The following is a 25,345-nucleotide window of genomic DNA, read 5'->3' as shown; positions in this document are numbered from 1 at the left end:
CTTCTTTCAATTTTCCACCGCCCGCCGACGCCAACGCCTGAGGCCGCGCCTTCGAAAACCCATTTGCTAGACAAATCCATCCCGTTCCGGTATGATTTCCCGGATTTTCGGAGACCCCCATGGACGACACAACCCTTCTATTAAAGGAACTCACCGAAGCCAACGGCGTCTCGGGCCACGAGGCGGAAATCCGCGCCGTGGTGGAAAAACGCCTAGCCGGCCTGGGCGCGATCGAAAAGGACAAAATCGGAAGCCTGATCTGCCGCAAACAGGGCGCCGCCAAAAACCCGACGGTGATGATCGCCGGGCACATGGACGAGATCGGATTCATGATCAAGCTGGTCACCAAGGAGGGATTTCTGAAGTTCGTCCCCCTCGGCGGATGGTTCGACCAGGTCTTGCTCGGCCAGCGGGTGACGATCATGACCGCGAAAGGAAAGGTCGCGGGCGTGATCGGCGCCAAGCCGCCGCACCTGCTGCCTCCCGACGAGCGCGAGAAGGTGGTGAAGAAGAAGGACATGTACATCGACATCGGCGCCACCTCCAAGGAGGAAGTCGAACAGGCCGGCGTCCGCGCAGGCGATCCGGCCGTACCCCAAGCCCAGTTCACCGCCTTGGCCGGCGGCCGCACCTACCTGTCCAAGGCCTTCGACGACCGGGTCGGGGTGGCGCTGATGATCCAAGCCCTCGAGGCGCTGAAGGGCGAAAGCCACCCCAACACCGTCTGCGGCGCGGCCACGGTGATGGAGGAAGTCGGCTTGCGCGGCGCGACCACCAGCGTCGAGGCCGTCCATCCCGACGCGGCGATCGTCCTCGAATCCGACATCGCCGGCGACGTGCCGGGGATCACCGAAGACCAGTCGGCGGTCAAACTCGGCCGGGGGCCGACGGTGATGCTGTTCGACGCGCGGATGATCCCCAACCTGCGCCTGCGCGACCTGGTGATGGACACCGCCCAGGAGCTCTCGCTTCCGCTGCAGACCTCGGTGATGGAAGGCGGCGCGACCGACGGCGCGGCGATCCACCTGCACAAGACCGGCGTGCCGACCGTGGTGCTGGGGGTTCCGACGCGCCACATCCACTCGCACAGCGGCATCCTCCACCGCGCGGATTACGATGCGGCGCTCCAGCTGCTCCTGGCCGTCCTGCGCAAGCTGGATTCCGCGGCCGTCGCCGCGCTGACCGCATAGGATCCTACATGCCGGATACCGCCCAGTCGATCACGGAATTCCTCCACAAGCAGATCGCCCTCTTCCAGCCCGATCTCACCGCCCACGAAGTCGGGATTGTGTCCGAGGCCGGCGACGGAATCGCCAGAGTCCGCGGGCTTTCGCACGTGCGCTCGCAGGAGCTGGTTCAATTCGCCGAGGGGACGCTCGGCATCGCCTTCAATTTGGAAGCCGAACGGATCGGCGTGATCATTATGGGGGACTACAGCCAAATCGAGGAAGGCATGGAAGTGCGGGCCACCGGGCGGATCGCCTCGGTGCCGGTCGGCGGCGAACTGATCGGCAGGGTGGTGAACGCGCTGGGGGAGCCGGTCGACGGCAAGGGCCCGATCCACACCCGGCGCTTCCGCCCCGTCGAGCGGATCGCCCCGGGCGTCACCCAGCGCCAGGACGTGGACACCCCTCTGCAGACCGGCCTGAAGGCGATCGACTCGATGATCCCGATCGGCCGCGGCCAGCGTGAGCTGATCATCGGAGACCGGCAGACCGGCAAGAGCGCGATCGCCGTCGACACGATCATCAACCAGAAGGGCAAGGACGTGGTCTGCATCTACGTCGCGATCGGGCAGAAGAAGTCCTCCGTCGCCCGGACCGTGGCGACCTTCGAACGCTTCGGGGCGATGGACCATACGGTGGTGGTGATCGCCTCGGCCGACGAACCGGCGGTGCTGCAGTACATCGCGCCCTACGCCGGCTGCGCAATCGGCGAGGAATTGATGGAAAGCGGCCGCGATGCGCTGATCGTCTACGACGACCTCTCCAAGCACGCCTGGGCCTACCGCCAGGTCTCCCTTCTACTGCGCCGGCCCCCGGGCCGCGAGGCCTATCCCGGCGACGTGTTCTACCTGCACTCGCGCCTGCTGGAACGCGCGGCGCGGCTGGCGGACCGCTATGCGATCGTGCCGGCGTCGTTCGCGGGCGAAGCGGAGGAAAAGGACTCCTCCGACGGAAAAATTTACGGCGGGCCGCGCGGCCGCCGCGAAGCGCAGGCCGCGCTCTCGGCGCGGACGGCGGATTCGGGCAATTACCGGATCTCCAAGGTGAAGGGCTCGGGCGGTTCGCTGACCGCCCTGCCGATCATCGAAACCCTGCTCGGCGACGTCTCGGCCTACATCCCGACCAACGTGATCTCCATCACCGACGGCCAGATCTATCTGGAATCCAGCCTGTTCCACGCCGGGATCCGCCCGGCGGTGAATGTCGGCATCTCCGTCTCGCGCGTCGGCGGCGACGCCCAAACCAAAGCGATGAAGCAGGTGGCCGGCCGCCTGCGGCTGGACATGGCGCAATACCGCGAACTCGCGGCCTTCGCGCAGTTCGGCTCCGACCTCGACAAGGCCACCCAGACCCAGCTCGACCGCGGCCAGCACCTGCAGGAGATCCTCAAGCAGGCCCAGTACGAACCGATGCCGCTGGGGCACCAGGTGGCGGTGCTGTTCGCCGGCGTGCAGGGACTCACAGATGCGATACCGCTCGAACGGATGCGGGATTGGGAGACGGATCTCCACCGGTTCCTGGCGACGGCCCACGGCGAGCTCCTCGGCCGGATCGAGCGCGAGGGCGCGCTTTCGCCCGAAAGCGAGGCCGCGCTCAAGGACGCCGTCCTCTCCTACAACGCTTCGGTGCAATGAGCCGATGCCCTCCCTGCGCGAGATGCGGCTGCACATCCGAAGCGTCGGCAACATCGCCCAAGTGACGCGCGCGTTGCAGACGGTCAGCGCCAGCAAGGTCCGCCGGGCGCAAGCCGCGTTGAACGCCATGCGCCCCTACGCCGACAAGGCGCTGGAAGTGCTCGACCACCTCTCCGACCGGCGAAGGTCGATCCACCATCCGATGGTCAGGCCGAGGCCGCAGCTCCGCAACATCCTGGCGGTCGTAGTCAGCGGGGACCGCGGGCTGGCGGGCGCCTACAACGCCGGCGTGGTGCGCGAAGCGCTGACGCGCTTCGCCGGCTTCGAGACTCCGGTCCACTACGTCGTCGTCGGCCGCAAGGGCCGCGACATGCTGCAGCGGGCGGGGGTTCCGATCGTCGCCGAATTCAGCCGCCTTCCCGCCGCGCCCTCCTACAGCGACGTCTCGCCCATCGGCCGGCTGGTGATCGACGAATATTCCAGCGGCCAAGCGGATCAGGTGCACATCATCTACACCAAATTCGTCAACATGATCCGCCAAGAGCCCCTGGCGCAGCAGCTGCTGCCGATTCCCGACGTCTCCCCCGCCGCGACGGACGAAGCGGAGCCGCCCGTCGAACGGGCGGGCAGGGCGCCCGGCTACCTCTACGAGCCGGGGCAAGCCCAACTGCTCGATACCGTCATCCAACGGCTGGTCTCGCTTGAGATCTACGAATGCCTGCTCGAAAGCCTTGCCAGCGAGCATGCGGCCCGGATGGCGACGATGCGCAGCGCCAGCGACAACGCCGCCGAGCTGATCCACGACCTGCAGCTGATGTACAACAAAGCGCGCCAGCAGGAAATCACCGGAGACCTGCTGGATATCGCCGCCGGCACCGAGGCGCTCGCGGCCCAAACCTCCCCCTCCCTTCGCTCCGCTTCTCCCGGCTGATCCCGGGAGAAAGGGACGGGAGACGGGGCAGGAAGAAGGAACGGACCATGGAGAAAGACCAAGGCAGGATCGTACAAATTCTCGGCGGCGTGGTGGACTGCGAATTCCCCGCGGGGGAGCTTCCGGACATCTTCGAAGCGGTGGAGGTGGTCCGCGAAGACGGCGGGATGCTCGTCCTCGAGGTGCAGAAGCACCTGGGCGGCAACTGGGTGCGCTGCGTGGCGATGGACACGACCGACGGCCTGCGGCGCGGCCTGAGCGCCCGGGCCACCCGCGCCCCGATCCGCGTTCCGGTCGGGCCTTCGTCGCTCGGGCGGATGTTCAACGTCCTCGGCCAGCCGATCGATCAACTGGGGCCGGTCCGCACCGCCGATCAGTATCCGATTCACCGGCCCGCCCCGTCCTTCGACGAGCAATCCACCCGGGTGCAGGTGTTCGAAACCGGGATGAAGGTGATCGATCTGATCGCCCCCTTCACCAAGGGCGGAAAAACGGGCATCTTCGGCGGGGCGGGCGTGGGCAAGACGGTCATCATCCAGGAATTGATCCGCTCGATCGCGACGGTCCATCAAGGCAACTCGGTGTTCGCCGGCGTGGGCGAGCGCACCCGCGAGGGCACCCAGCTCTACCGCGAGATGCTCGAAAGCGGCGTGCTCAAGGATACGGTCTTGGTCTTCGGGCAGATGAATGAACCGCCGGGGGTGCGCCTGCGCGTGGCGCTGACCGGTTTGACCATGGCGGAATATTTCCGCGACCAGGGAAAGGACGTGCTGCTGTTCATCGACAACATCTTCCGCTTCAGCATGTCCGGCTCCGAGGTCAGCGCGCTGCTGGGACGGATGCCCTCGGCCGTCGGCTACCAGCCGACCCTCTCGACCGAAATGGGCGAACTGCAGGAGCGGATCACCTCCACCAAGCGCGGTTCGATCACCTCGATGCAGGCGGTGTACGTCCCGGCCGATGATTACTCCGACCCGGCACCGGTGGCGACCTTCACCCACCTGGATGCGACCATCGCCCTGGAGCGCTCGATCGTCGACAAGGGAATCTACCCGGCGGTGGACCCGCTGGGGAGCACCTCGCGCATCCTGGATCCGAAGATCGTCGGGGCGGACCACTACCAGACGGCGCGCGAAGTCCAGCGCGTGCTGCAGCGCTACAAGGACCTGCAGGACCTGATCGCGATCCTGGGAATCGACGAGTTGAGCGAAACCGACAAGCGGGTCGTCTCGCGCGCGCGCAAGATCGAACGCTTCTTCTCCCAGCCGATGTTCGTGGCCGAGAAGTTCACCGGCCTCAAGGGGGCGTACGTCAAGCTGGCCGACACGATCCGCGGCTTCCGCGAGATCCTCGACGGCAAGCACGACGCTCTGCCGGAAGCCGCCTTCCACATGGTCGGCACGATCGAGGACGCGCGGGCCAAGGCCAAACAACTGGCGTAACCTCACCCCCTACCCCTTCACCCCTTCCCCCTCTCCTGACATAAGTCAGGAGAGGGGGAAGGGGACGGGGGATAGGGATGAGGAAGGATACCTCCGTGCCCATCCGCTGCGACATCGTCACCCAGGACCGGCCGTTGTTTTCGGGGGAGGCGGACATGGTCATCGCCCCCGCAAGCGAGGGCGTGATGGGAATCCTCCCCCATCACACGCCGCTGTTGACCACGCTGTCCTACGGGATCCTGGTCGTCAAGCAGGGCGAAAAGGAGCAGGCGTTTGCGATCGCGGGCGGAATCATGGAAGTCCTGCCGGACGCGGTGACGGTGCTGGCGGACGTGGGCGAGCGCGTGGAAGAGATCGACGTGGCGCGGGCCGAGGCCGCCAAGGCGCGGGCCGAGGAACTGCTAAAGCAGGCGCCCGGAGAACGGACCGACGAATACCTCAAAGCGATGGCCTCCCTGCGGCGCTCGCAGCTGCGCCTCGATGCGGCGCGGAAGTCCCGCAAATAGCCTCCCAACCCTAATCACCGTCAAGACCCTAAAAACGCAGAACACTTCCGTTGGCGAGTCGGGCAGACCGCGCCGGATTCCTTGGCCCTCGGCCGGCCCGGATCCGGAACCAGAACGCCGACGCCCCCGGAAAACCGCGCCGATAATGGCCGGGATCGTCCTTTTCCCCCCGTCGCGGACATGGCAACCCGGCTCCCGATAATCCTTCTTCTCGGTACTCTTGAGGACGAGAATTTGCGGCGCGATGGCAACAAAGCGGAGCAGGTCCGGCACGAGGGGATCACAAACATTAAAGTCCCAGAGAAAAACCGGGCAGAGCAAAAGGACGGACCACAGGCTCGCGTCGTACATTGCGGAATCGGGCGGCAGGAACGCCTTGAACGGCAAGCCGAACAACGGGGAGAGCCTCATCTCCGAGCCGGTGCAATCTTAAACCTTGCCGACGACCGCTTTGGGCAGGCGGCGCATTTAAATCCGCGGGTTCAGCATCTGAGCACCGTTAAGAACGACGGAATGCGACTGCTCAGCCAGCGATCGTCATGCCGGCATCCGCCCTCGGCGCGGTTTCTGCCGATGGTGAATTTGGCCGGCATCCATTGCGCCATCGAAAATCACAAGATCCCGGCTTCGAGCATTCCCGCTGTGCGAGTGCGGGCGCGGCATGACGAATAAAACCAAGAACACCCGTGACGCTTTGCTGAGATGCTCACATGGAACTGGACAACCTGAGCTGTTGCGTGCGAATAGGATTCGCATCCGGACCGGAGCGATGCCCCGGCCCGAAAAATCATTCTATCGGCGCTCCGCCCCGACGCTTATCCCCCATCCGCCTTCACCCCGCCATCCGGCAATCTCCCGCCCGGCGCTCCGGTGCTAAAATCCCCTTATGCCCTTCCCGTTGATCGAAACCAAACTCGCCATTCCCCGGATCCGGTCCGCGTTGGTTTCGCGGGCGCGGCTGAACGACCGGCTCGAGGGCGGGTTTGAGAGCCGCCTGGTCCTCGTCTCGGCCCCCGCGGGCTACGGCAAGACCACCCTGCTCGCGGATTGGGCGCACGGCGGCGGCCATCCTGCGGCCTGGCTGTCCCTCGACGAGGGCGACAACGACCCGGTCCGCTTCTGGTCGTATGTCACCGCGGCACTGCAAACGCTTTGGCCGGCGGCCGGGGCGGACAGCCTGCCGATGCTGAGCGCCGCGCGGCCCGTCCCGCCGCCGGCGTTTCTGACCGTCCTGATTAACGGCATTTCCGCGCCGCGGCCCGAAGGGCCCGCACTGTTCGTCCTCGACGACCTGCACTTGGTGGCGGCTCCGCCGATCTTCGAAGGGTTGGCCTTCTTCGTCGATCACCTGCCGGATTCGCTCAAGCTCGCCATCGGCACGCGCGCCGACCCCGAGAGCCTGCCCCTGGCCCGGCTGAGGGCGCGTTCGCAGTTGTGCGAGATCCGCACTGCGGACCTGCGCTTCACCCCCGCGGAAGCCGCCGAGTTCCTCACCCGCACGATGAATCTGCCGCTCACCGGCGCCGACACGGCGGCGCTCGAGGCGCGCACCGAGGGCTGGATCGCCGGATTGCAAATGGCGGCGCTCTCGATGCAGGGCAATCCGGATCCGGCCGGGTTCATCCGCGCCTTCACCGGCAACAACCGCTTCGTCCTGGACTATCTTCTGGAGGAGGTCCTGCAGCGCGAACCGCCCGGCATGCGCTCCTTCCTGCTGGCCATCTCGATTTTGGAAAAACTGAGCGCCCCGCTCTGCAACCGCCTCACCGGACGGGACGACGGCCAGGCGCTTCTGGAAAAGCTCGAATCGACCAACACCTTCCTCGTCCCGCTGGATTCCGAGCGGCGCTGGTACCGCTGCCACCCTTTGTTCGCCGACCTGCTCCGGCGCCGGCTGGCCGAGGAGAACGCCGAAGCGCTGCCCGGCCTGCACCTGCGGGCGGCGGATTGGTACGCCCGCAACGATGATCCGGCGGGCGAGATCCGCCACGCGCTGGCGGCGCGCGAACCCGGCCGCGCGGCGCAGGCGGTGGAGCGTTGCTTCTTGCAAGTGCTGGCCCGGAGCGAGGTGGGCACGCTCATCGGATGGCTGCGCCTCCTGCCGGAGGAAATTCTCCGCGCGCGCCCCTGGCTGTGCGTGTGGGACGCCTGGATGTTCATCCTCACCGGGCAAGCCGAGGCGATCGAATCGCGTCTGCAGGACGCGGACGCCGCGCTGCAGACGGGGAAGCTGCCGCCAGCCGAAGCCGAACGGATCCGCGGCTACGCCGCCGCGGTCCGCGCGCAGGTGGCTTTCATCCAGGGCGGGATCGCCGAGGCGATCCGCCAAGCCGCCGATACGATGGGCAAGCTCGCGCCGGAGGATTTCGTTATCAACGCCACCACCGCGATGATCCAGGGCGCCGCCTTCGGCTACACCGGAGATTTTTCCGCCGCGGCCGAATCCTTTAAACGCGCCAAGGCGCTCAGCCTGGCCGGCGGCAATCGATTCAACGCCATGCTCGGCAGCGTCGGATTGGCGCAGATCACCGCCGCACGCGGCCGCCTGAACGACGCCTACCGGATCTACAAGGACAGCCTGGGGCTGACGGAGGCTTCGGCCCTGCTCGGCCCGGGGTACGCCTACGCCCACCTGGCCGACATCCTGCGCGAATGGAACCGGCTCGACGAAGCCTTCAGGTACGCGCAGAAGGGCGTGGAGATGTGCGAACTGCTCGGGCAGGCGGAGCTCCTGATGACGGCCTACGTGGTGCTGGCTCGCATCCAGCGCGGGCGCGGCGATTTCGGCGCGGCCGCCGGAACGCTTGATAAAGCCCGCCGGGTGGCGAGCGTGATTTCGGCTTGGTCGCTGGATTCGGTTCTGCTCCAGCAGGCGCGGATCGACCTGGCCGCCGGAAACCTCGAAGCCGCCTCGCGATGGGCGCGGGAGAGCGGTTATTCGGCCGAGGAATCACCGATCTTCCACCGCGAAGTCGGCCTGCTGACACTGGCACGCGTGCTGGCCGGGGAGGGGAAACGCGATTCGGCGGAAAGCCTGTTGGAGCGCATTCAAAGCGGGGCGGCGAAGACCGGCAGCCGCGTGTCGGAGATCGAAGCCGGCTTGCTGAGGGCGATGAATTTTGCCGCGCAACGCCCCGACGACCCGCGGGTGAAGGAACTGCTCGAGGGGGCGCTGGCGTTCTCCGAACCGGAAGGGTTCACCCGCATTTACCTCGACGAGGGCGAACCCGCCGTTGCGCTCGTCCGCCGCTGGCAGGACGGATCGCGGCTCCGGCCCCCGCCGCGGTTTCCGCGCTTGCGGAGCCGCTCAGCGAACGCGAGCTGGATGTGCTGCGGCTCCTGGCGGCCGGGCGCTCGAACCCGGAGATCGCCGAGGCCCTGTACGTCTCGCTCAACACGGTCAAGGCCCACGTAAAAAGCGTCTTCGGCAAATTGGGCGTGCACAACCGCAGCCAGGCGCTGCTCAAGGCGCAGGAACTGAACATTTTATAGGCTTCATAAATCCTTTGTCCGCGTCGTCCACGGGATCCGACAAAATCCTCACCGTCCTCCGGGCGCCTTTCCCGGAAGTAAACCGGAAGCAGTTTCCCAGCCCCACATCCGCGTGGGATCCTCAGCGATTTCCTGAATAATGCTCCGCGCCGAGCAGTGCCGTTATTCATCTGTTTGCCGAATCACCCTCCCCATTCACCCGATCGGGTGAGCACCGGTCACCCTCTTCCTGGCTACGATAGGCCCAATCCGAAAAAAAGCGCCTATCCCTTTCTCCGGTTCCCGGCGATTTGCAGGAGAAAGGCAAAGGCCGGAAGCCGAGAAAAATGACCGAAACCTACGCCATCAAGGTGCAAAATCTGGAAAAACGCTACAACGGCCTCGCCGCCGTGCAGGGACTCGATTTCTCCGTCCGCGAAGGCGAGATCTTCAGCCTGCTCGGGCCCAACGGCGCCGGGAAGAGCACCACCATCTCGATGCTCTCCTGCCTGCTTCCGCCGACCGCCGGCGACGCCCTGGTACTCGGCTATTCCATCACCCGCGCGCCCGGTTGCGTTAAGCAAAACCTCGGCGTCGTCCCGCAGGAGATCGCGCTCTACGACGACCTGAGCGCGCAGGAAAACCTCCTCTTCTGGGGGCGGATGTACGGACTGGGCGGCAAACGGCTCGCCCGCCGCGTCGCCGAGGTGCTCGAGTTGACCGGCCTTACCGACCGCCGCATGAACCGCGCCGGGCATTTTTCCGGCGGGATGCAACGCCGGCTCAACATCGGCATCGCCCTGCTCCACGAGCCGCGGATCGTCATCCTCGACGAGCCGACGGTCGGGATCGATCCGCAATCCCGCCGGCGGATCCTCGACGGAGTGAAGGAGCTCAACGCCCGCGGCACCACCGTGCTCTACACCACCCATTACATGGAGGAGGCGCAGGAGCTCTCGCACCGGATCGCGGTCATGGATCACGGCAAGCTCGTCGCCCAGGGGACGCACGCCGAGCTGATCCGGCTGGTGGGCGGTCTGCACCGAGTCCGCCTCTCGCTCAGCCGCAAGCCCGCGCGGCTGCTCGAGTTGTGGCAGATGCTCGCCGGCGTGCACTCGGTGAGCGAGGAGGAGGAGCAGGTCCGCCTGCTGGTCCGCGACAGCGCCCAGGTCCTGCCTACGCTCTTCGAATCCGCCGCCCGCGAGGAGACGCGCATCACCGCCATGGATGTCCAGGAACCGGACCTGGAGGCAGTATTCCTGCACCTGACCGGCACGGCGCTGAGGGATTGATCCGGCGCGGAGCCCGATTCCCCGCCGCCCCGAGCCGCGCGCCCGCGCCCAGCGGCGGAAAGCGGAGGATCGGCGGCCAATGATCAGGAGACTGCCATGCCCGTTCTGCACATCATCCTGAAAGACCTTGCGCGCGCGTTGCGCAGCCCGCAAGTGCTGGCCTTCATGCTCGTCCTTCCGCTCGCGGAAGCCGGGCTCCCGTACCTCGCCTTTTCCGGCCTCGCCTCCGGGTTCGACGTCCAGCGGACGCGCGTGCTGATCGTCAACCTCGATCTCCCCGTCGCCGAATATCCCGGCTTGCTGGCCGGCGGGATGCTGGCGGATATGTTCCGCGAGGAAAGCTTGCAAGATCTGCTCGAAACGGCGGATGCGGAATCCGAAGCCGCCGCACGGGCCGCGGTGGATGCGCGCGAGGCGGACGCGGCCGTGATCATTCCGGCCGATTTCACCGCCTCCCTCTTCCGGGAGGGCGCCACGACCGAAGTGGAGATTTATCACGATCCGGCGCTCACCCTCGGCCCGGCGATCGTCCACGACGTCGTGACCGGCTTTCTCGACGGATTCACCGGGACGCTGATCGCCGCCGATACCGCCGGGCGCGACGCTCCGCTGGAACCGCCGGCGCGCGAGGAGCTGATGCGGCGTTATGGGGAATGGGCCCGGCGGGTGGGCGAGCGGCTCGAGGGCGGCGGTCATCCGGCCCTCGCCTACCGCCTTCCGTCGGGCGCGCGCGAAACCGGGAGGGTTATGGAGATCAAAATCGGTCCGGTGATGGTCGGCATGCTGGTCTTCTTCGCCTTTTTCGTCGGCGCCGTCTCCGCCCAATCCATCCTGCGCGAACAGGAACAGGGGACTCTCGCGCGGCTGTGCCGGACTCCGCTTTCGCAGGCCGCGATCCTGGCCGGAAAAGCCGCCGCCGTCGCGCTGCTCCTGGCGCTGCAGGCGGGCCTGCTGATCGCCGTCGGCGGCGCGCTGTTCGGGATCGCCTGGGGCGATCCGTTGTCGGTGATGGCCAACGTTCTGGGCCTGATGACCGCCGCCGGCGGGTTCGGGGTGATGCTGATCAGCTTCATGCGCACCACCCGCCAGGCGTTCCTGGTCATGGGCGGCGCGGTGATGCTCACCGGGATGGCCGGCGGGACGATGACCACCACCTTCGCCGACCTGCCCGGCGCCTTCACAACCCTCAACCTGTTGACACCCCAGGGCTGGATCGTCCGCGGGTTCACCGCCGCGATGAACGGCGCAAGCTTCGCCGAGGCGGCCGTCCCCGCCCTCGTCGCGGTGGGGACGGGTGCGGCGTTCTATGCAATCGCGTCGTGGAAGATAAGCAGGCGATGGAAATAGGCGGTAGGGATTGCGAGGCAAAGCGCGGAAGCGATCGGCGGTTTTCGATACGCGAACCAAAATGCTTCGCCTGTTCCGGACCGCAAGACCCATCCGGAACGGAGTGTGCGCTGACATTTTATGGGCAGATTGCTTCGCCCGCCCCGGAATGAATGGGCGGAACGCGCAATTCCCAACCGGAAAGGCACATACCATGCGCATGGTGCATCTGGCACTCAAAGATCTTCATCAAATTCTGCGGCAGAAGAAATCCGCGCTGTTCCTGCTCCTCCTGCCCGCGCTGTTCACCGGGCTGATGGGCACGATGTTCGACCGCAACGGCGATCCCCGCCTGCCGGTGGCCGTCGCGGCGCTCGACGACGGCCCGCTCGGCGGATACTTCGCCGCCCTGCTTGGATACTCCGACACGGTCAAGCCGGCCGATCCCGGGGAGAATGATCCGGCGGCGCTTGCGGAACTGGTCCGCTCACAGAAAGCGGCGGCGGCGGTCGTCATCCCCGAGGGCTTCAGCGAATCGATGCTGGATGGAGACCTCCCGCGCCTTGAGGTGATCCTCGACCGCGGCACGCCTGCCGGCCAGGCGGCCGACCGCGCGATCCAACTCGCCTCCACCCGCCTGCTCGGGGCGGTGGAAGCCGCGCGCCTCGCAACCGAGGCCCGCGGCGGATTTGCAGGCCCGGAGGAGCGGCGGGAATATCTGCTCGAATCGCTCGCCTACGCCGCCGCGGCCTGGGCGGATCCGCGGGCAAGCGTCCGCCTGCGCCCGGCGGGCGCCGCCGCCTCCGGAACGGAAGGCTTCGCCCAATCCTCGCCGGGGATGATGGTCCTGTTCGTCACCATCGGAATGATCACGCCCGGTTCCCTGCTCCTGGCCGAACGCCGCACGCGGACGCTCGCCCGCCTGCTCACCACCGGCATCCGCCGGGCGGAGATCATCGCCGGGCACGCGCTGGCGATGTTCGCGACGTGCTTCGCGCAGATTCTGCTCCTGGCCGCCTTCGGCCAAGCGGCTTTCGGGCTGGGGTACTGGCGCGATCCGGCGGCGCTGATCCTTTTGGCGGGGGCTTTGGCCTGCTTCTCCGCCGGCTTCGGCTTGCTGATCGGGACGGTCGCCGGCGGCGAGAATCAGGTGGTGCTGCTGGTGATGGGCGCGACGCTCGTGTTCGGATTCCTGGGCGGGGCCTTTTTCCCGCTCGACCTGGCCGGCGAATCCTACGCCGCCGTCGGCCGCGCCCTGCCCAGCGCTTGGGCAATCCGGGGTTTTCAGGATATCATCCTGCGTGCGGCGGATTGGAAATCCGCTCTGCTTCCCGCGGGGATTCTGCTGGTGTACGCGCTGGCGGCGTACCTGCTGGCCGTGCGGCGGTTTCAGAAGGAAACGGGGCGGTAGCTCCTTCCTCTGTCCTCCCTTGTTCGCCGCAGTTCAGCTAACGAGAAAGGAAAAAGGAGGGGGTCGAGTCGGGCTTTCCAAATCCGACAGGAGACACTTTGATCCCATCCACTCCTTCGCGGAAATTCTTCTGCTCCTGGAGCGGCGGGAAGGATTCCGCGCTCGCGCTGTTCCATGCCATCCGCGGGGGCGGACGGCCGCTCCGCCTGCTGACGATGATGTCCGAGGACGGGCACGGGTCGCGCTCGCACGGCCTGGCGCGGGAGGTGCTGGAGGAGCAGGCGCGGCGGATCGGCATCCCGATCGTTTTCCGCTCCGCGTCTTGGGCCGCTTACGAAAGCGTTTTTTCCTCCGCGCTGGAGGATTTCCGCGCCGAAGGCATGGCCGCGGGCGTCTTCGGCGACATCGACCTCGAGGAACACCGCGCGTGGTGCGCGCGCGTGTGCGCCGCCAAGGGACTCGCCGCCTGCCACCCGCTGTGGAAACGCCCGCGCCGCGAATTGCTTGAGGACTTCATCGGCCTCGGGTTTGCGGCGACGATCATCGCCGCCCGGGCCGACTGCCTGGGTCCCGAATGGCTGGGGCGCAGGATCGACGCGCAAGCGGTTGCGGAATTGGAAAAGCTGGGAATCGATCCGTCCGGCGAGGCGGGCGAATACCACACGGTCGTGACCGGCGGCCCGATCTTCCACTCCCGAATCCGACTTGCCGCGGGAGACCCGGTCCGGCACGGAGATCATTGGTTCCTCCCGGTGACCGCCGTGCCGTCGGCCATCCCCGAGTGAAATGGAATCGACGAACACGGCGGCTTGAGAACACTGCACCTCGAAGGCGAGCTCCTTCCGGTTCTGCTCGTTCGAATTTGCATTCCGATGGAGGAACAGTTCCCTCGGTCTCCATCCCCCCAATTTCATCTCCCCCCATCCCTATGGGATGGGGGGAGATGAGCCTTTCCCTCAAATGTCGGAACCCAGGGGGGAGGGTAATCGAACCGTGTGCGTAAGGAAGCCTTTTTTCCGGATCCTTCGAGGCGAACACATTGGCTTATTTTTCGTATGTTTTTTCGTTACTACTCAGCTGGCGATCTTCATGCCGGCGCCTGCCCTCGGCGTGTTCTTCGCCGGGGGTAAAATTAGCCGGCATCCAGTAAATCTAAATAAATACTAGCCCCCGGCTTCGAGCCCCGCTTCCCCCGCTCCGCGAGGGCAAGCGCGAGGGCGGGAGCGGAGGCAGACGCGAGGGCGGGCGCGGGGGAGCCACGCCGGGGTGACGGACAAAACCTATAACACTGGTAATGTTATGCTGAGATTATTCAGTCGAAATAAGCTGCCTAAGCAGTTACGTTTTTTCTATCAAGATAAAAATTTTCGCTCCCACGGTAGAACCTTTTCAGGGTACTCACTGCCATAGGCAGTGGCTTTCGAAGCTAGTGAATTGGAATCGACGAATGCGGCGGCTTCACGCAACGCGTAATGAAGGTACAAATCCGCGGCACCCGCTACTCCGGGAGCGTGCCTGATTATCCCCCATTCCGGCTTGCGGATTGGGGGGAAATGCGTTTGGAGGGAAGGGACGTATAATCAACCGCATGCGGGAGGCAGGATGACCGGAGAATCCATGACCGTCGATTTCGAAAAAGACGTTCTTGCCACCGCCGCCGGCGACCTGGCCGTGACCTTCCTCGGCCACGCCAGCCTGCTCTTCGCCTTCGGCGGAAAACAAATCTACATCGACCCGTTCGGCGAGGCGGCGGATTATTCGAAGCTCCCGCCGGCCGACGCGGTCTTGGTCACCCACCACCATTTCGACCATTTCGACCTGCAGGCGCTCGGGCGCATCCGGACGCAAAAAACCCGGGTGGTCTACACCCCGGCCTGCGCCGCCAAGCAGCCCGGCGGCATCGTGATGGGCAACGGCGACGCCCAAATTGTTGAGGGCATCCCGGTCGAGGCGGTGCCGGCCTACAACCTCGTCCACAAACGGCCAAGCGGGGAACCTTACCATATCCGGGGCGAAGGAAACGGATATATCCTCACCTTCGGCGATACCCGTGTCTACGTCGCTGGCGATACCGAAAATGTCCCCGAGATGAAAAATCTCGAACGGATCGCCGTCGCCTTCCTTCCGGTCAACCTGCCCTACACCATGTCACCCGAAATGGCGGCCGACGCCGCGCGGACAATTCGGCCGCGGATCCTCTATCCGTATCACTTCAGCGACACGGACATGGCTAAGCTGGTCGGGCTGCTGAAGAACGAGCAGGATATCGAAGTCCGAATCCGAAATATGGCATAACGCAAGCCGGCGCGGTCCGTCCTCCCCGGGGTTTCGGGCGGAGGAGGCGGCTCAGATACAGGCGGGGTAGTGTCATGGGAAGCTATTTAGAAACTACGAAATTGGATGGAGAAGAATGGATTCGGAAAAGATAATTGCGCCACCCGGATACCAAGAGAATCACCCAATACACTGGCTGACGAACGCACGGATCGTAGCAGTCTTCGCGGTTGTACTCCTACACGTTTCGGGGGAGCTCGTGATCCGCGCCGAGATCGGTTCATTTCCTTGGTGGATTGGCAATGTTTTCGATTCGCTTTCCCGCTGGTGCGTCCCTGTTTTGGTGATGGTTAGCGGAGCACTATTGTTGGACAAAAGCAAGAAAGAAACTGCTTTATCTTTTTACCGGAAACGGCTTTCTCGAGTTTTTTGGCCTATCGTGTTTTGGTCCGCCTTTTTTCTACTCTGGTCCTATGCGAAAGGGGTTCTCCGGAGCGACCCTCCAACCTTCACCGCACTTGGCGAATCCATATTGGCCGGGCGCCCCTACGTGCACTTGTGGTATTTATATATGATTCTCGGGCTTTATTTTTTAACGCCGTTCCTCCGAAAAATATACTTACTCTCATCGGCGCAGGAATTGAAATTGCTTATTGCGATGGCGTTTTTAATTTCCGTTACAAGTGTCGCCTATCGAGCCGCTTTCCCCACCGGAGGTTTCGGCCTTTTTACCGAACTCTTTCTTCCCTATCTGCCCTATTTTCTTCTCGGATACGTCGTTAGCGCAGCTGAACCCCTGCCATGGCAGATTCCGGCGGCGGTTTTCGCCAGCTCCGTTATGCTAACCGCAGTGGGTTGTTTCTTGGTCAGCCAGTTCTCGGATTTAGATGCCGGTCTTTACTTTTATAATTACCTTAGTCTAACTGTAGTCCCGATGTCCGTGAGCGCCATTTTCCTACTTAAACATTGGAACAGACCCTTCGTGAGCGAAGCCTTCGGACAAGGTCTTGCGTCGCTAACTATCGGGGTGTTTCTGATCCATCCAATATTTATCGAGATTTTAAATTATTGGAAACTCGGTGTTTTCGCCTATACCCCATACGCCTCGATTCCTGTTACAGCCGTGTCGGTTTTTATCATTTCGATATTTATGTCTTATTTGATTTCCAGGATCCCGATTATTAAAAGGATCATATAATCTCATCCCGAAGAGCGGCCAGATTCCTGCTGAAGGTATGTTCCACTTTTCTATCGGTAATTCAAATACTACCTCTTGGTATCCACCGGAAGATCTCTGCCTCTCGCTTTCCAATTCCCCGATTGTTGAAATAAAGCGCTCATCCGGCAAGCCCTTGTGATTTTACATGCCAACGGGCAGATGAAGTTGAAGCCTGACGTCGTCGTGAAACTTGGTATCGATGTGGAGGGATGGTTAGTCCGGGAAAGAGTGGAAATTCTGACTATGGCGGTTGGGGCTACCCGTCAGGATGCTACAGCCTTCCTCTTCCGTCAGATGCGCAGGCGACTGGGAGCAAGAACAACAACACATCAATCAGAAGCTGGGATCCAATTCGGACGGCACACAAATCAACATGCTTGAATCCTGGATACTCGTGAATAGATACCGCAATCGGAGCGTGGCGCTCCCGCCGGCCGACGCAGTCTTCGTCAACCACAATCATTCCGAAAAATGGCATAACGCAAGCCGGCGCGGTCCGTCCTCCCCGGGGTTTCGGGCGGAGGAGGCGCGCCTTTTCCGGCAACCCGCCCGGTGCATCCGCCCGGCCGCTGATATAATCGGCCGGTATTTCATCCCCGGCGGGATGCAGGAAAAAAAACGGTGAGAAACATCTCCCTTCCATTCGCCTTATTGCTTTTCTGCGCGGCTGCGGCCGGGTGCGGCGGCTCTCCGTCCGCAACGCCGCCGGCCGGCATCGCGCCGGCCGCGTCCCGGACGGAATCCGGCGGCGGGATTCCGGACCCGACTGAGACGGCGGCCCCCCCGCCGGCGGCGACAAACACGCCGTCGATCACTCCGACCCTCGCCGACGACGACTGGGAAACCATGCCGGTGATTCCCGCCGTCAGCGAAACCGCCCGCCGCATCTACGCCGAAGGGCGGGAACTCGGCAACGACCCGCACGCCTTTTCGATCCTCGGCGACTGCCTCAGCCTGCCAATCAACCTGTTTGGAAATTACGGCAAGCCGGGCAAGTACAACCTGGGGGACTACGCCTACTTGCAGCCGGTGATCGACTGGTTCGTCGATTCGTTCACGCGGACGAGCATCTCGGTCGGGGACGGATTCAACACCGCGGCGGTGCTTTCCCCCTTGCGGGCGGATCCGAAGCAATGCCAAAAAGGCGAATCCCCGATGGCCTGCGAATTCCGCGTGCACCGCCCCAGCTACGCGATCATCAGCCTGGGAACCGACGATTGGACGGTCGAACCGGAGGTTTACGAGGAACGCATGCGCCGGATCGTCGAATCCAGCATCGCCCGCGGGATCGTCCCCATTCTGGCGACCAAAGCCGACAACCGCGAAGGCGGGAACGCCTTCAACAAAATCGTCGCCCGCTTGGCCTACGAATACGACGTCCCGCTGTGGAACTTCTGGCTGGCCGTACAGCCGCTGCCGAAACACGGCGTGGCCAACGAGCAGGGCCACCTGACCTGGGCCGATCCCAACCACCTCGAATACACCTACAGCATGCAGGTCGCCGTGCCGGTGCGCAACGTCACCGCCCTGCAAACCCTCACGGCCGTTTGGCAGGGAATGGGCGGGGGGGATTGAAGTCCCGCCGGGCGGCGGGGCGGGTCAGGGCAAAAACCGGCGGGCGGCGATCCAGAAATAATACTGGAGGAAGAAATCCGGCATGGGGCGCAGCATGACGCCGTGGTGGATATCGACGTCCAGCACCATGTCGTCGCCCCAATACATGACCTCGTGGGCGACCTCCCCGCCGCTGCTTTCGGCGGCGAAGATCAAATCCCCCCGCCGCACCGAAAACCGGTCGACGTACTCGCCTTCCAGCATCTGATCGTCCGCGTCCCGGCTGATCAGGATCCCGTAGGCATGAAAGAGGCGGTAGGGGAAGCCGGCGCAATCCAGCGTATCGGAGGTCGTGCCGCCCCACACGTAGGGAGTTCCGGTCATGGATTCCGCCAGGGCGAAAATCCCATCCGCCGGGACGGGGCGCGCAAGATCGTCCGTCAGGCGCACATCCTTGCGGGGCAGCCATCCCTTGCCGCCGTCCGGCAGGCGCACCACCACCCGGTCTTCCAGCACTTCCTCCGCCGGCAGCCGCGTATCCAGGTAAACCAGCATCCCGTCCCTGTCCGCGGAATCCGATCCGAGATGCGTGCGCGCGGTCATCACCACGGCGTACCGTTCGGCGGCGGGAGAGCTGGGGGTGAGGAATTCCGACCGGACCCAGCCGGGATATCCGCGCGGGTCCTTATGCGAAGGCTGTTCCACGGCCGCGATCCGCGACCATTCGCCGAGGGCTTCGAGGACCAACACCCTTTCCCCGAGGATCAGTTGGGTCTGCAGATCCCAATAGGAATTTTCATTTTCCGGAGCGTTCCACACATCCGCCTTGGTTGTCCGGACGGCGAACTCCGGCAAGTCCGGCGCGGGGGCGGCGGTCGGCGCTTCCGAAGGCAGCACCTCCGCCGAGGGCGTGGCGGCCGCCGGCAGCCTGGGGGAAGGATCCGCCGCAACTGCCGTCGCGCTGAGCTGCGGGGGAGGGCTCGCGTTTTCCCGGCATCCGGACAGCATGCCGATCACGCAAAACGCGGACGCCCACCAAGGCAATCCTCCGGGGAGGGTGTGCGCGGGCGGTTTATGCAAAGCAAACGGGGTGCGGGAGTGTTTCTGCGGCTCGGCCATATGCGGGAAGATTCCGGATTCTCGCGGGAGGATGGCGGATTGACTGCGCAGGAGTATACCAAAGCCGTTGGTTCCTCGCGCCGCGCATGCCGAGGCATGCACCGCCCAGGGCGGCGGGCGCTGGGGATGGAACACCGCGCTTCAAACCGCGAAAAGTTATTTGAGAACCAATCCGCGACCAAGGGCGGGGCAGGCGTTCTTGGTCAAAGGCTCACCGTCGTTTGATCGTCGCGCCCGAGTGATTTTGGCGGCGCTCCCGGGATTTGGCAAGCGGGCGCTCGACGGAAACACTCCCGCCGCCCTCGCTTCCCGGGCGAATCAAGGGCGGGCGCGAGGGATGGATTTCCGATCATGAGGATGGTGTGCGTCGGCGCATGGATGGTTTGAAAAGCGGCATCGATTACAATTATCCTCACGGAGCCGCATCGGCGATGAAAATGAAAATCTTTGGGACAATCCTGCTCCTCCTCCTCGCAATCCTTGGCGCCTCCTGCGGGCCCGCGGAAGCGGACAGCGCGACGGCCACGCCCGAAAAGGAAAGATTCACGCCGACCGTCCGCATCGTGGTTCCCTCGCCGACGGCCCCGGCGGTGGAATCCGGCTCCACGTCCCCCCTGGCGCTCGGCGGCAACTACACCTGTGCCATCACCCCCGCCGGCGGAATCGCCTGTTGGGGCAACAACCGCTACGGTCAATTGGGGAATGGAACAGTGATCAACAGCGCCCTTCCCGCGCCGATCGGCCGGCTGAGCTCTGGGGTCGTCGCCGTTGCGGCCGGATGGTCCCACAATTGCGCGCTGCGCGCGGGCGGCGGATTGGAATGCTGGGGGGCCAACGCCAAGGGCCAGTTGGGGGATGGGACGAATACCGACAGCCGGGCCCCGGTGGCGGTCTCCGGCCTTTCCACGGGGGTGGAATCGGTCGCGGCCGGGCATCGCCATACCTGTGTCGTGATGGAAACGGGGGCCGTGAAATGCTGGGGCGAGAACGCCTCCGGATGCGTGGGCGACGGGACGGGCGTGAACCGCAATCTCCCGGTCGACGTTCCGGGGATGGAGGTTGGCGCGGCGGGGCTGGATGCCGGCGCCGGGCATACCTGCGCGGTGATGGACGACGGCGCAGTGAAGTGCTGGGGATGGAATCCCTCCGGACAATTGGGGAACGGAACCGCCACCGACAGCCGGGTTCCGGCGGACGTGGCAAGCCTGCCCGGACCCGCGCTGGCCGTCGCGGCGGGCGATCAGCATACCTGCGCTTTGCTTGCGGACGGGACCGTCGCCTGTTGGGGCGCGAACGCCAGCGGCCAATTGGGAAACGGCACCCGGACCCGAAGCGGCATTCCGGTCGCGGTCGCCGGGCTTTCCGGAGTTGTGGAAATTGCCGCCGGGGGCGCGCACACCTGCGCGCGTCTGGAAGACGGGGGGGTTAAATGCTGGGGGGACGACCAATCCGGCCAATTGGGCGACGGGGGGTATGGGAATCAAACCGCTCCGGTGGACGTGGACGGATTGGCGGGCGGGGCGGTGCGGATTGCGTCGGGGTTCGGTCACACCTGCGCGGTTCTTGCCGACGGGCGCATCCAATGCTGGGGTTGGAACAACGAGGGCCAACTCGGGGATGGGACGCCCGCCGGCCGGCGGATCCCGGGCGATGTTGTGGGGATGGGCGCGGGGCCGGCGCAGGTGTCGGTCGGCTGGTCGAACGCCTGCGCCTTGATCCAACCCGGCGGAGGAATCCGCTGTTGGGGATTGAACGGAGGAGGCCAGTTGGGCGATGGAACGTATTCCGACAGCGGCCAACCGGTCCGGGTGAAAGGGTTGGATGCGGAGCGGATCGCCGTGGCGGTCGGCGGCGGACACGTCTGCGCCCTGTCCGCCAAGGGCGGCGTGAAATGCTGGGGGCGCAACGACTACGGCCAGCTGGGGAGCGGAGCGAATTCGGATCAGAACACGCCGGTGGACGTCGTCGGTTTGCCGGAAGCGGCGATCGCTCTGGCGGCGGGCAAGGACCACACTTGCGCCCTCACCGCCGCCGGAGGCGTAAAATGCTGGGGGGCGAACGCCTTCGGCCAGTTGGGAAACGGCGCCGTGGTGAACAGCGCGCGGCCGGTGGACGTCGCTGGGCTTTCCGAGGGAGTGGCCGCGATCGCCGCCGGCGGGAACCATACCTGCGCCCTGACCCGCGGCGGAGCCGTGAAGTGCTGGGGATCCAATCGATACGGACAGCTCGGCGACGGTTCCGTGGAAGACCGTCCCGCGCCGGTCGGCGTCGAGGGATTGGCGGCCGGGGTCGATTCGATCGCCGCCGGCGGATTCCACTCCTGCGCGATCGTCGCCGGAACGGCGCTCAAGTGCTGGGGAGGGAACGCCTTCGGCCAGGTGGGAGACAGTACGGCCACCGACCGTCCCCTGCCGGCGGACGTCAAGTGGCTGGCGGGCACTCCGGCGTCCGTCTCGGCCGGTTACGATTTTTCCTGCGCGATTATGCGCGCGGGCAACCTGCGCTGCTGGGGTAACAACGAATTCGGCCAGCTGGGAGACGGCACCAACGCGGTCCATCACACGCCGGTCAGCGTGCTGGGGTTGGAATCCAAAGCGCTTTTACTGGCGGCCGGCTACTACACCGCCTGCGCCGTAACGGCCGACGGAAGGATGAAATGCTGGGGGAACAACCTCTACGGCCAGCTTGGCGACGGCTCGACGGTGAACAGCACTCTGCCGGTGGAGGTGGTCGGATTGGAATAAGGACGGCCTGACGGAGACAATCCGGTGCGGATGGTTTCGTTATGTCGTGTATCTCAGCCTGTTCAGTAGGAAAAAGAAATCCCGTTACTGCCTGGGTAGAAAATTCCGACAGAATAATCTCAGCATAACATCACCGGCGCTATTGGTATTGACCGTCACCCCGGCGCCCGCCCCCGCGCCCGCCCTGGCTTCGCAAGGTAAGCGAGGGTGCTCGAAGCCGGGGTCTAGTATTTTTCGAAGGTTTACCGGATGCCGGCTGAGATCGCGCCGGCATGACGATCGCCGGCTGAGGCAGAAAATTCCGACAGAATAATCTCAGCATAACATCACCGGCGCTGTTGGTATTGACCGTCACCCCGGCGTCCGCCCTCGCGCCCGCCCTGGCTTCGCAAGAGAAGCGGGGGAAACGGGGGTGTCCCACGCGGGGAACCATGCCGCGCGATCTCGATTTCCCGCAAAAAACCGAGCGGGGAAGACGACCGAACCGTTCTGCGGATTTACCTACAAACGCCGTCCTCCCGATTTTTTTACCTCCCTCAGATAAGGTACAATTGCTTCCGGCATGCAATAAAATCTTGGATTTCCGCCGGGAGCGCGGACTGAAACCTTATGGCGTTATTCTACAAGGAACTCGGAATCGATCTGGGAACGGTCAACACCATCATCGCCGAAGGCGGTCAAATCGTCCTCAGCGAACCGACGATGGTGGTGATCGACGTCGACGAACAGAAGGTCGTGGAAGTGGGCGAGCAGGCCCGGCACATGTACGGCCGGGTGCCCGAAGGGTACGAAGTCGTCCATCCCCTGCAAGCCGGGGCGATTGCGGATTTCGAAGTCGCGCAGGTGCTGTTGACGTGGTTCATCCGCAAAGTCTGCGGTCCGGTCAGTCCGTTCAAACCGCGGGCGATGGTGACCATCCCGCACGGCATCACCAGCGTGGAACGCCGCGCCGCCAGCGAAGCGGTGTTGCGCGCCGGATGCCGCGAGGTGTTCCTGGTCACGCGGACCCTCGCCGCCGCCGTCGGCGCCGGCCTGCCGATTTCCACCCCTTCGGGCAACATGGTCGTCTACCTGGGCGGGGGCGTGGCCGAGGCGGCGGTGATCACCATGAACGGCCCGGTGGTGGCCAATACCATCCGCATGGGCGGAAGGCGGCTGGACGAGTTGTTGGCCGCCTATATCCGCCGTAAATACGGCGTGGTCATCAGCGAAATGGTCTCGGAAGAAGTCAAGCTGCGGATCGGCGCCGCCATGCCGGTCGAACCCAACGAAACCCTTGAAATCCAAGGCCGCGACCAGGTCAACAACCTTCCCCGCACCGTCACCGTGTCCACCGCGGACCTGGTGGAAGCGCTCGAGGAACCGCTGGAGGAGATCGTCGGCTGCGTCCGAACCACCCTCGAGCGGACCCCCCCGGAACTTACCTCAGACATCATCGACCGCGGGATTATGCTCTGCGGAGGCGGCGCCCTGCTGCGCGGCGTAGACCGCTACCTGACCGAGGCCACCGGGATCCCGACCTACCTGGCCGAGGAACCGGTCGGCTGTCTGGCCATCGGAGCCGAGCTCGTCCTGCACCAGTTGGAGCAGTTCAAGCGTTACCTGCCGCAAGCCTGAGGGAGCGGAGAAAGGTGCTCCCTGCGGCGTTTGGAAATCGTCTTGGCGAGCGGGTCCTGCTGAACCTTGGCGTGTCCTGAAAAGTGTAAAAAAGGATGGTTTCGCCCGGCCGGGCTGGGCCAGGGATTCGCCCGCAGGAAGCGCGGGCTACCCCGGCCCCGCTCGAGGAAGCGGAGCGGGGCACGCCACGACTACCCCAAGCCCCTTGCGGCCCCTTTCAGCCCGCCGGGAAGGCCACGTTGACCGGGGTGTTGCTGTTGGCGTTGCCCCCGTTCCCCAACTGGCCGTCGTCGTTCAATCCCCAACACTTCACCGAACCGTTATCGAGCAGGGCGCAGGTGTGGCTTCCGCCCGCGGCGATGGCGGCCACGCCGCTCGAGAGCCCGGATACGGTCGCGGGGGCGTTGCGATCGGTCGTCGAGCCGTCGCCCAGCTGCCCGGAGGAGTTGCCGCCCCAGCAATTCACACCGCCGGTCTTGGTCAACGCGCAGGTATGGCTGCCGCCGACCGCCACCGCCTTCGCCCCCTCCTCCAGGCCGATCACCCGGACCGGGAAGGGGCTGTTGGTCCCGCTTCCGTCGCCCAGTTCCCCGATCAGATTGTCCCCCCAGCACCAGACTTCGCCGGAAGTTTTCCAGGCGCAGGCGTGAAACACGCCGGCCGCTATGCCGGCCACGTCCGATTGCAGCCCGGACGCATCCGACGGGATGATGCTTCCGGAATACGATCCGTTGCCGAGCTGGCCGGTGTCGTTGGACCCCCAGCATTTCACGCCGCGGTTGTGCACCGCGCAGGAGAAATCCACGCCGACGGCGATGGCGCTCACCCCGCGTCCCAATCCCGAGACTTCGACGGGGACCGGCCGGTCCTCGGTGCTGCCGTCCCCCAGGGCGCCGAAAGCGTTGCTGCCCCAGCATTTCACCCCGCCCGAGGTCGTCAGACCGCAGATATGGGTGGTTCCGGCGGCCACCGCCCGATATCCGTCGAATTGTCCGCCATCCGGAGAATCCAAGACCATGCTGCCCCAGCAAAAGATCCCGCCGGACGCGGTGAGGGCACAGGCGTAGGTGTACCCGACGGCGATGGCGGTTGGCTTTTCGCTCAGGATGGTGACCGGCGTGGGAACGTTGCGGTTCTCCATCGTCCCGTCGCCGAGCTGTCCGACGCGGTTGTCGCCCCAGCACTTCGCGCCGCCGGCCGCAATCAGGCAGGTCTGGTTCCCTCCGGCGGAGAGGGCGGAGGAGCCTGACGCCCCGCCTCCCATGGATAGGCCGCAGGCGGAGGCGAACGCGATCAGCGGCAGGGATAATCCGGCGGCGATTGCTGGTGAACGGCGCATGGTGCCCACCTCCAGAGGGATTCTTCCGTCAGGCAGCCTGCGTGCGATCCGTTCCGGATCACGCCGAAAAAACCTGCCCGGGTACGTTGATTGTATCCCAAATCCGGCCGCCGCTCTCGGCGTTGGGCGTGACCGTCGTCGGCGGTCGGCGCAGGATCCGGGCGGCGGCGCGATACCGCTCCGCCGGAAAACACAGTATCATATACCCCATTCCCCGGCGGAATCCGCCAAGGCAGACGC

At 64.8% G+C, this 25,345-nt stretch carries 18 protein-coding genes; 15 read left to right on the top strand and 3 right to left on the bottom strand.

Annotation, left to right across the window (positions count from 1 at the left end):
• Window positions 1-119: 119 nt before the first annotated feature.
• The 13 genes from JW929_09570 to JW929_09510 all read left to right on the top strand — a co-directional run bounded on the left by JW929_09570 (window position 120) and on the right by JW929_09510 (window position 18,307).
• The gene (locus JW929_09570) at window positions 120-1,190 is read left to right on the top strand and encodes a M42 family metallopeptidase (protein ID MBN1439645.1); all 1,071 of its coding nucleotides are present in this window, start codon (window positions 120-122) and stop codon (window positions 1,188-1,190) included.
• Between the two features lie 8 nt (window positions 1,191-1,198).
• Window positions 1,199-2,860 carry a F0F1 ATP synthase subunit alpha gene (locus tag JW929_09565; GenBank protein MBN1439644.1) on the top strand — a complete coding sequence of 554 codons (1,662 nt, stop codon included), beginning with the start codon at window positions 1,199-1,201 and terminating at the stop codon, window positions 2,858-2,860.
• Between the two features lie 4 nt (window positions 2,861-2,864).
• Complete coding sequence (gene atpG, locus JW929_09560) at window positions 2,865-3,791, top strand: ATP synthase F1 subunit gamma (protein ID MBN1439643.1); 927 nt, start codon at window positions 2,865-2,867, stop codon at window positions 3,789-3,791.
• A 47-nt stretch (window positions 3,792-3,838) separates the two neighbouring features.
• Window positions 3,839-5,233: a F0F1 ATP synthase subunit beta gene (atpD, locus tag JW929_09555; protein ID MBN1439642.1), complete on the top strand. Its 1,395-nt coding sequence runs from the start codon at window positions 3,839-3,841 to the stop codon at window positions 5,231-5,233.
• Between the two features lie 95 nt (window positions 5,234-5,328).
• Entirely contained in the window at window positions 5,329-5,739 is a 411-nt protein-coding gene (gene atpC, locus JW929_09550) for an ATP synthase F1 subunit epsilon (protein MBN1439641.1), read from the top strand.
• A gap of 3,249 nt (window positions 5,740-8,988) precedes the next feature.
• Window positions 8,989-9,231 carry a response regulator transcription factor gene (locus JW929_09545; protein ID MBN1439640.1) on the top strand — a complete coding sequence of 81 codons (243 nt, stop codon included), beginning with the start codon at window positions 8,989-8,991 and terminating at the stop codon, window positions 9,229-9,231.
• 326 nt (window positions 9,232-9,557) lie between these two features.
• Window positions 9,558-10,502 carry an ATP-binding cassette domain-containing protein gene (locus tag JW929_09540; protein MBN1439639.1) on the top strand — a complete coding sequence of 315 codons (945 nt, stop codon included), beginning with the start codon at window positions 9,558-9,560 and terminating at the stop codon, window positions 10,500-10,502.
• 96 nt (window positions 10,503-10,598) lie between these two features.
• Window positions 10,599-11,849 (top strand): ABC transporter permease, encoded by a 1,251-nt coding sequence (locus JW929_09535; protein MBN1439638.1) that lies wholly within the window; start codon window positions 10,599-10,601, stop codon window positions 11,847-11,849.
• Window positions 11,850-12,042: 193 nt separating this feature from the next.
• Entirely contained in the window at window positions 12,043-13,239 is a 1,197-nt protein-coding gene (locus JW929_09530) for an ABC transporter permease (GenBank protein ID MBN1439637.1), read from the top strand.
• A gap of 98 nt (window positions 13,240-13,337) precedes the next feature.
• Window positions 13,338-14,024, top strand: a complete 687-nt coding sequence (locus JW929_09525; protein ID MBN1439636.1) for a diphthine--ammonia ligase — start codon at window positions 13,338-13,340, stop codon at window positions 14,022-14,024.
• 817 nt (window positions 14,025-14,841) lie between these two features.
• On the top strand, window positions 14,842-15,534 hold the full coding sequence (locus JW929_09520) for an MBL fold metallo-hydrolase (GenBank protein ID MBN1439635.1): 693 nt from the start codon (window positions 14,842-14,844) through the stop codon (window positions 15,532-15,534).
• Window positions 15,535-15,649: 115 nt separating this feature from the next.
• Window positions 15,650-16,711 carry an acyltransferase family protein gene (locus tag JW929_09515; GenBank protein MBN1439634.1) on the top strand — a complete coding sequence of 354 codons (1,062 nt, stop codon included), beginning with the start codon at window positions 15,650-15,652 and terminating at the stop codon, window positions 16,709-16,711.
• A gap of 642 nt (window positions 16,712-17,353) precedes the next feature.
• Window positions 17,354-18,307, top strand: a complete 954-nt coding sequence (locus JW929_09510; protein MBN1439633.1) for a hypothetical protein — start codon at window positions 17,354-17,356, stop codon at window positions 18,305-18,307.
• 24 nt (window positions 18,308-18,331) lie between these two features.
• Here JW929_09510 and JW929_09505 read toward each other — a convergent pair whose 3' ends face one another.
• Window positions 18,332-19,405 carry a C40 family peptidase gene (locus JW929_09505; protein ID MBN1439632.1) on the bottom strand — a complete coding sequence of 358 codons (1,074 nt, stop codon included), beginning with the start codon at window positions 19,403-19,405 and terminating at the stop codon, window positions 18,332-18,334.
• 431 nt (window positions 19,406-19,836) lie between these two features.
• Between JW929_09505 and JW929_09500 the strand changes: the two genes are divergently transcribed.
• Window positions 19,837-22,149, top strand: a complete 2,313-nt coding sequence (locus JW929_09500; protein MBN1439631.1) for a hypothetical protein — start codon at window positions 19,837-19,839, stop codon at window positions 22,147-22,149.
• A gap of 609 nt (window positions 22,150-22,758) precedes the next feature.
• Window positions 22,759-23,766, top strand: coding sequence for a rod shape-determining protein (locus tag JW929_09495; protein ID MBN1439630.1), 1,008 nt, complete (start codon window positions 22,759-22,761; stop codon window positions 23,764-23,766).
• 217 nt (window positions 23,767-23,983) lie between these two features.
• Here the strand turns inward: JW929_09495 and JW929_09490 are convergent, their stop codons facing one another.
• Complete coding sequence (locus JW929_09490; GenBank protein MBN1439629.1) at window positions 23,984-25,105, bottom strand: hypothetical protein; 1,122 nt, start codon at window positions 25,103-25,105, stop codon at window positions 23,984-23,986.
• Between the two features lie 58 nt (window positions 25,106-25,163).
• Window positions 25,164-25,307: a hypothetical protein gene (locus JW929_09485; GenBank protein MBN1439628.1), complete on the bottom strand. Its 144-nt coding sequence runs from the start codon at window positions 25,305-25,307 to the stop codon at window positions 25,164-25,166.
• Window positions 25,308-25,345 lie beyond the last annotated feature (38 nt).

The organism is Anaerolineales bacterium (genome assembly GCA_016928575.1).
In the GTDB taxonomy this organism is placed as follows: domain Bacteria; phylum Chloroflexota; class Anaerolineae; order Anaerolineales; family RBG-16-64-43; genus JAFGKK01.
The sequence above is the reverse complement of the archived record's forward strand: the minus strand, read 5'-3'. Positions and strand labels throughout refer to the sequence as shown.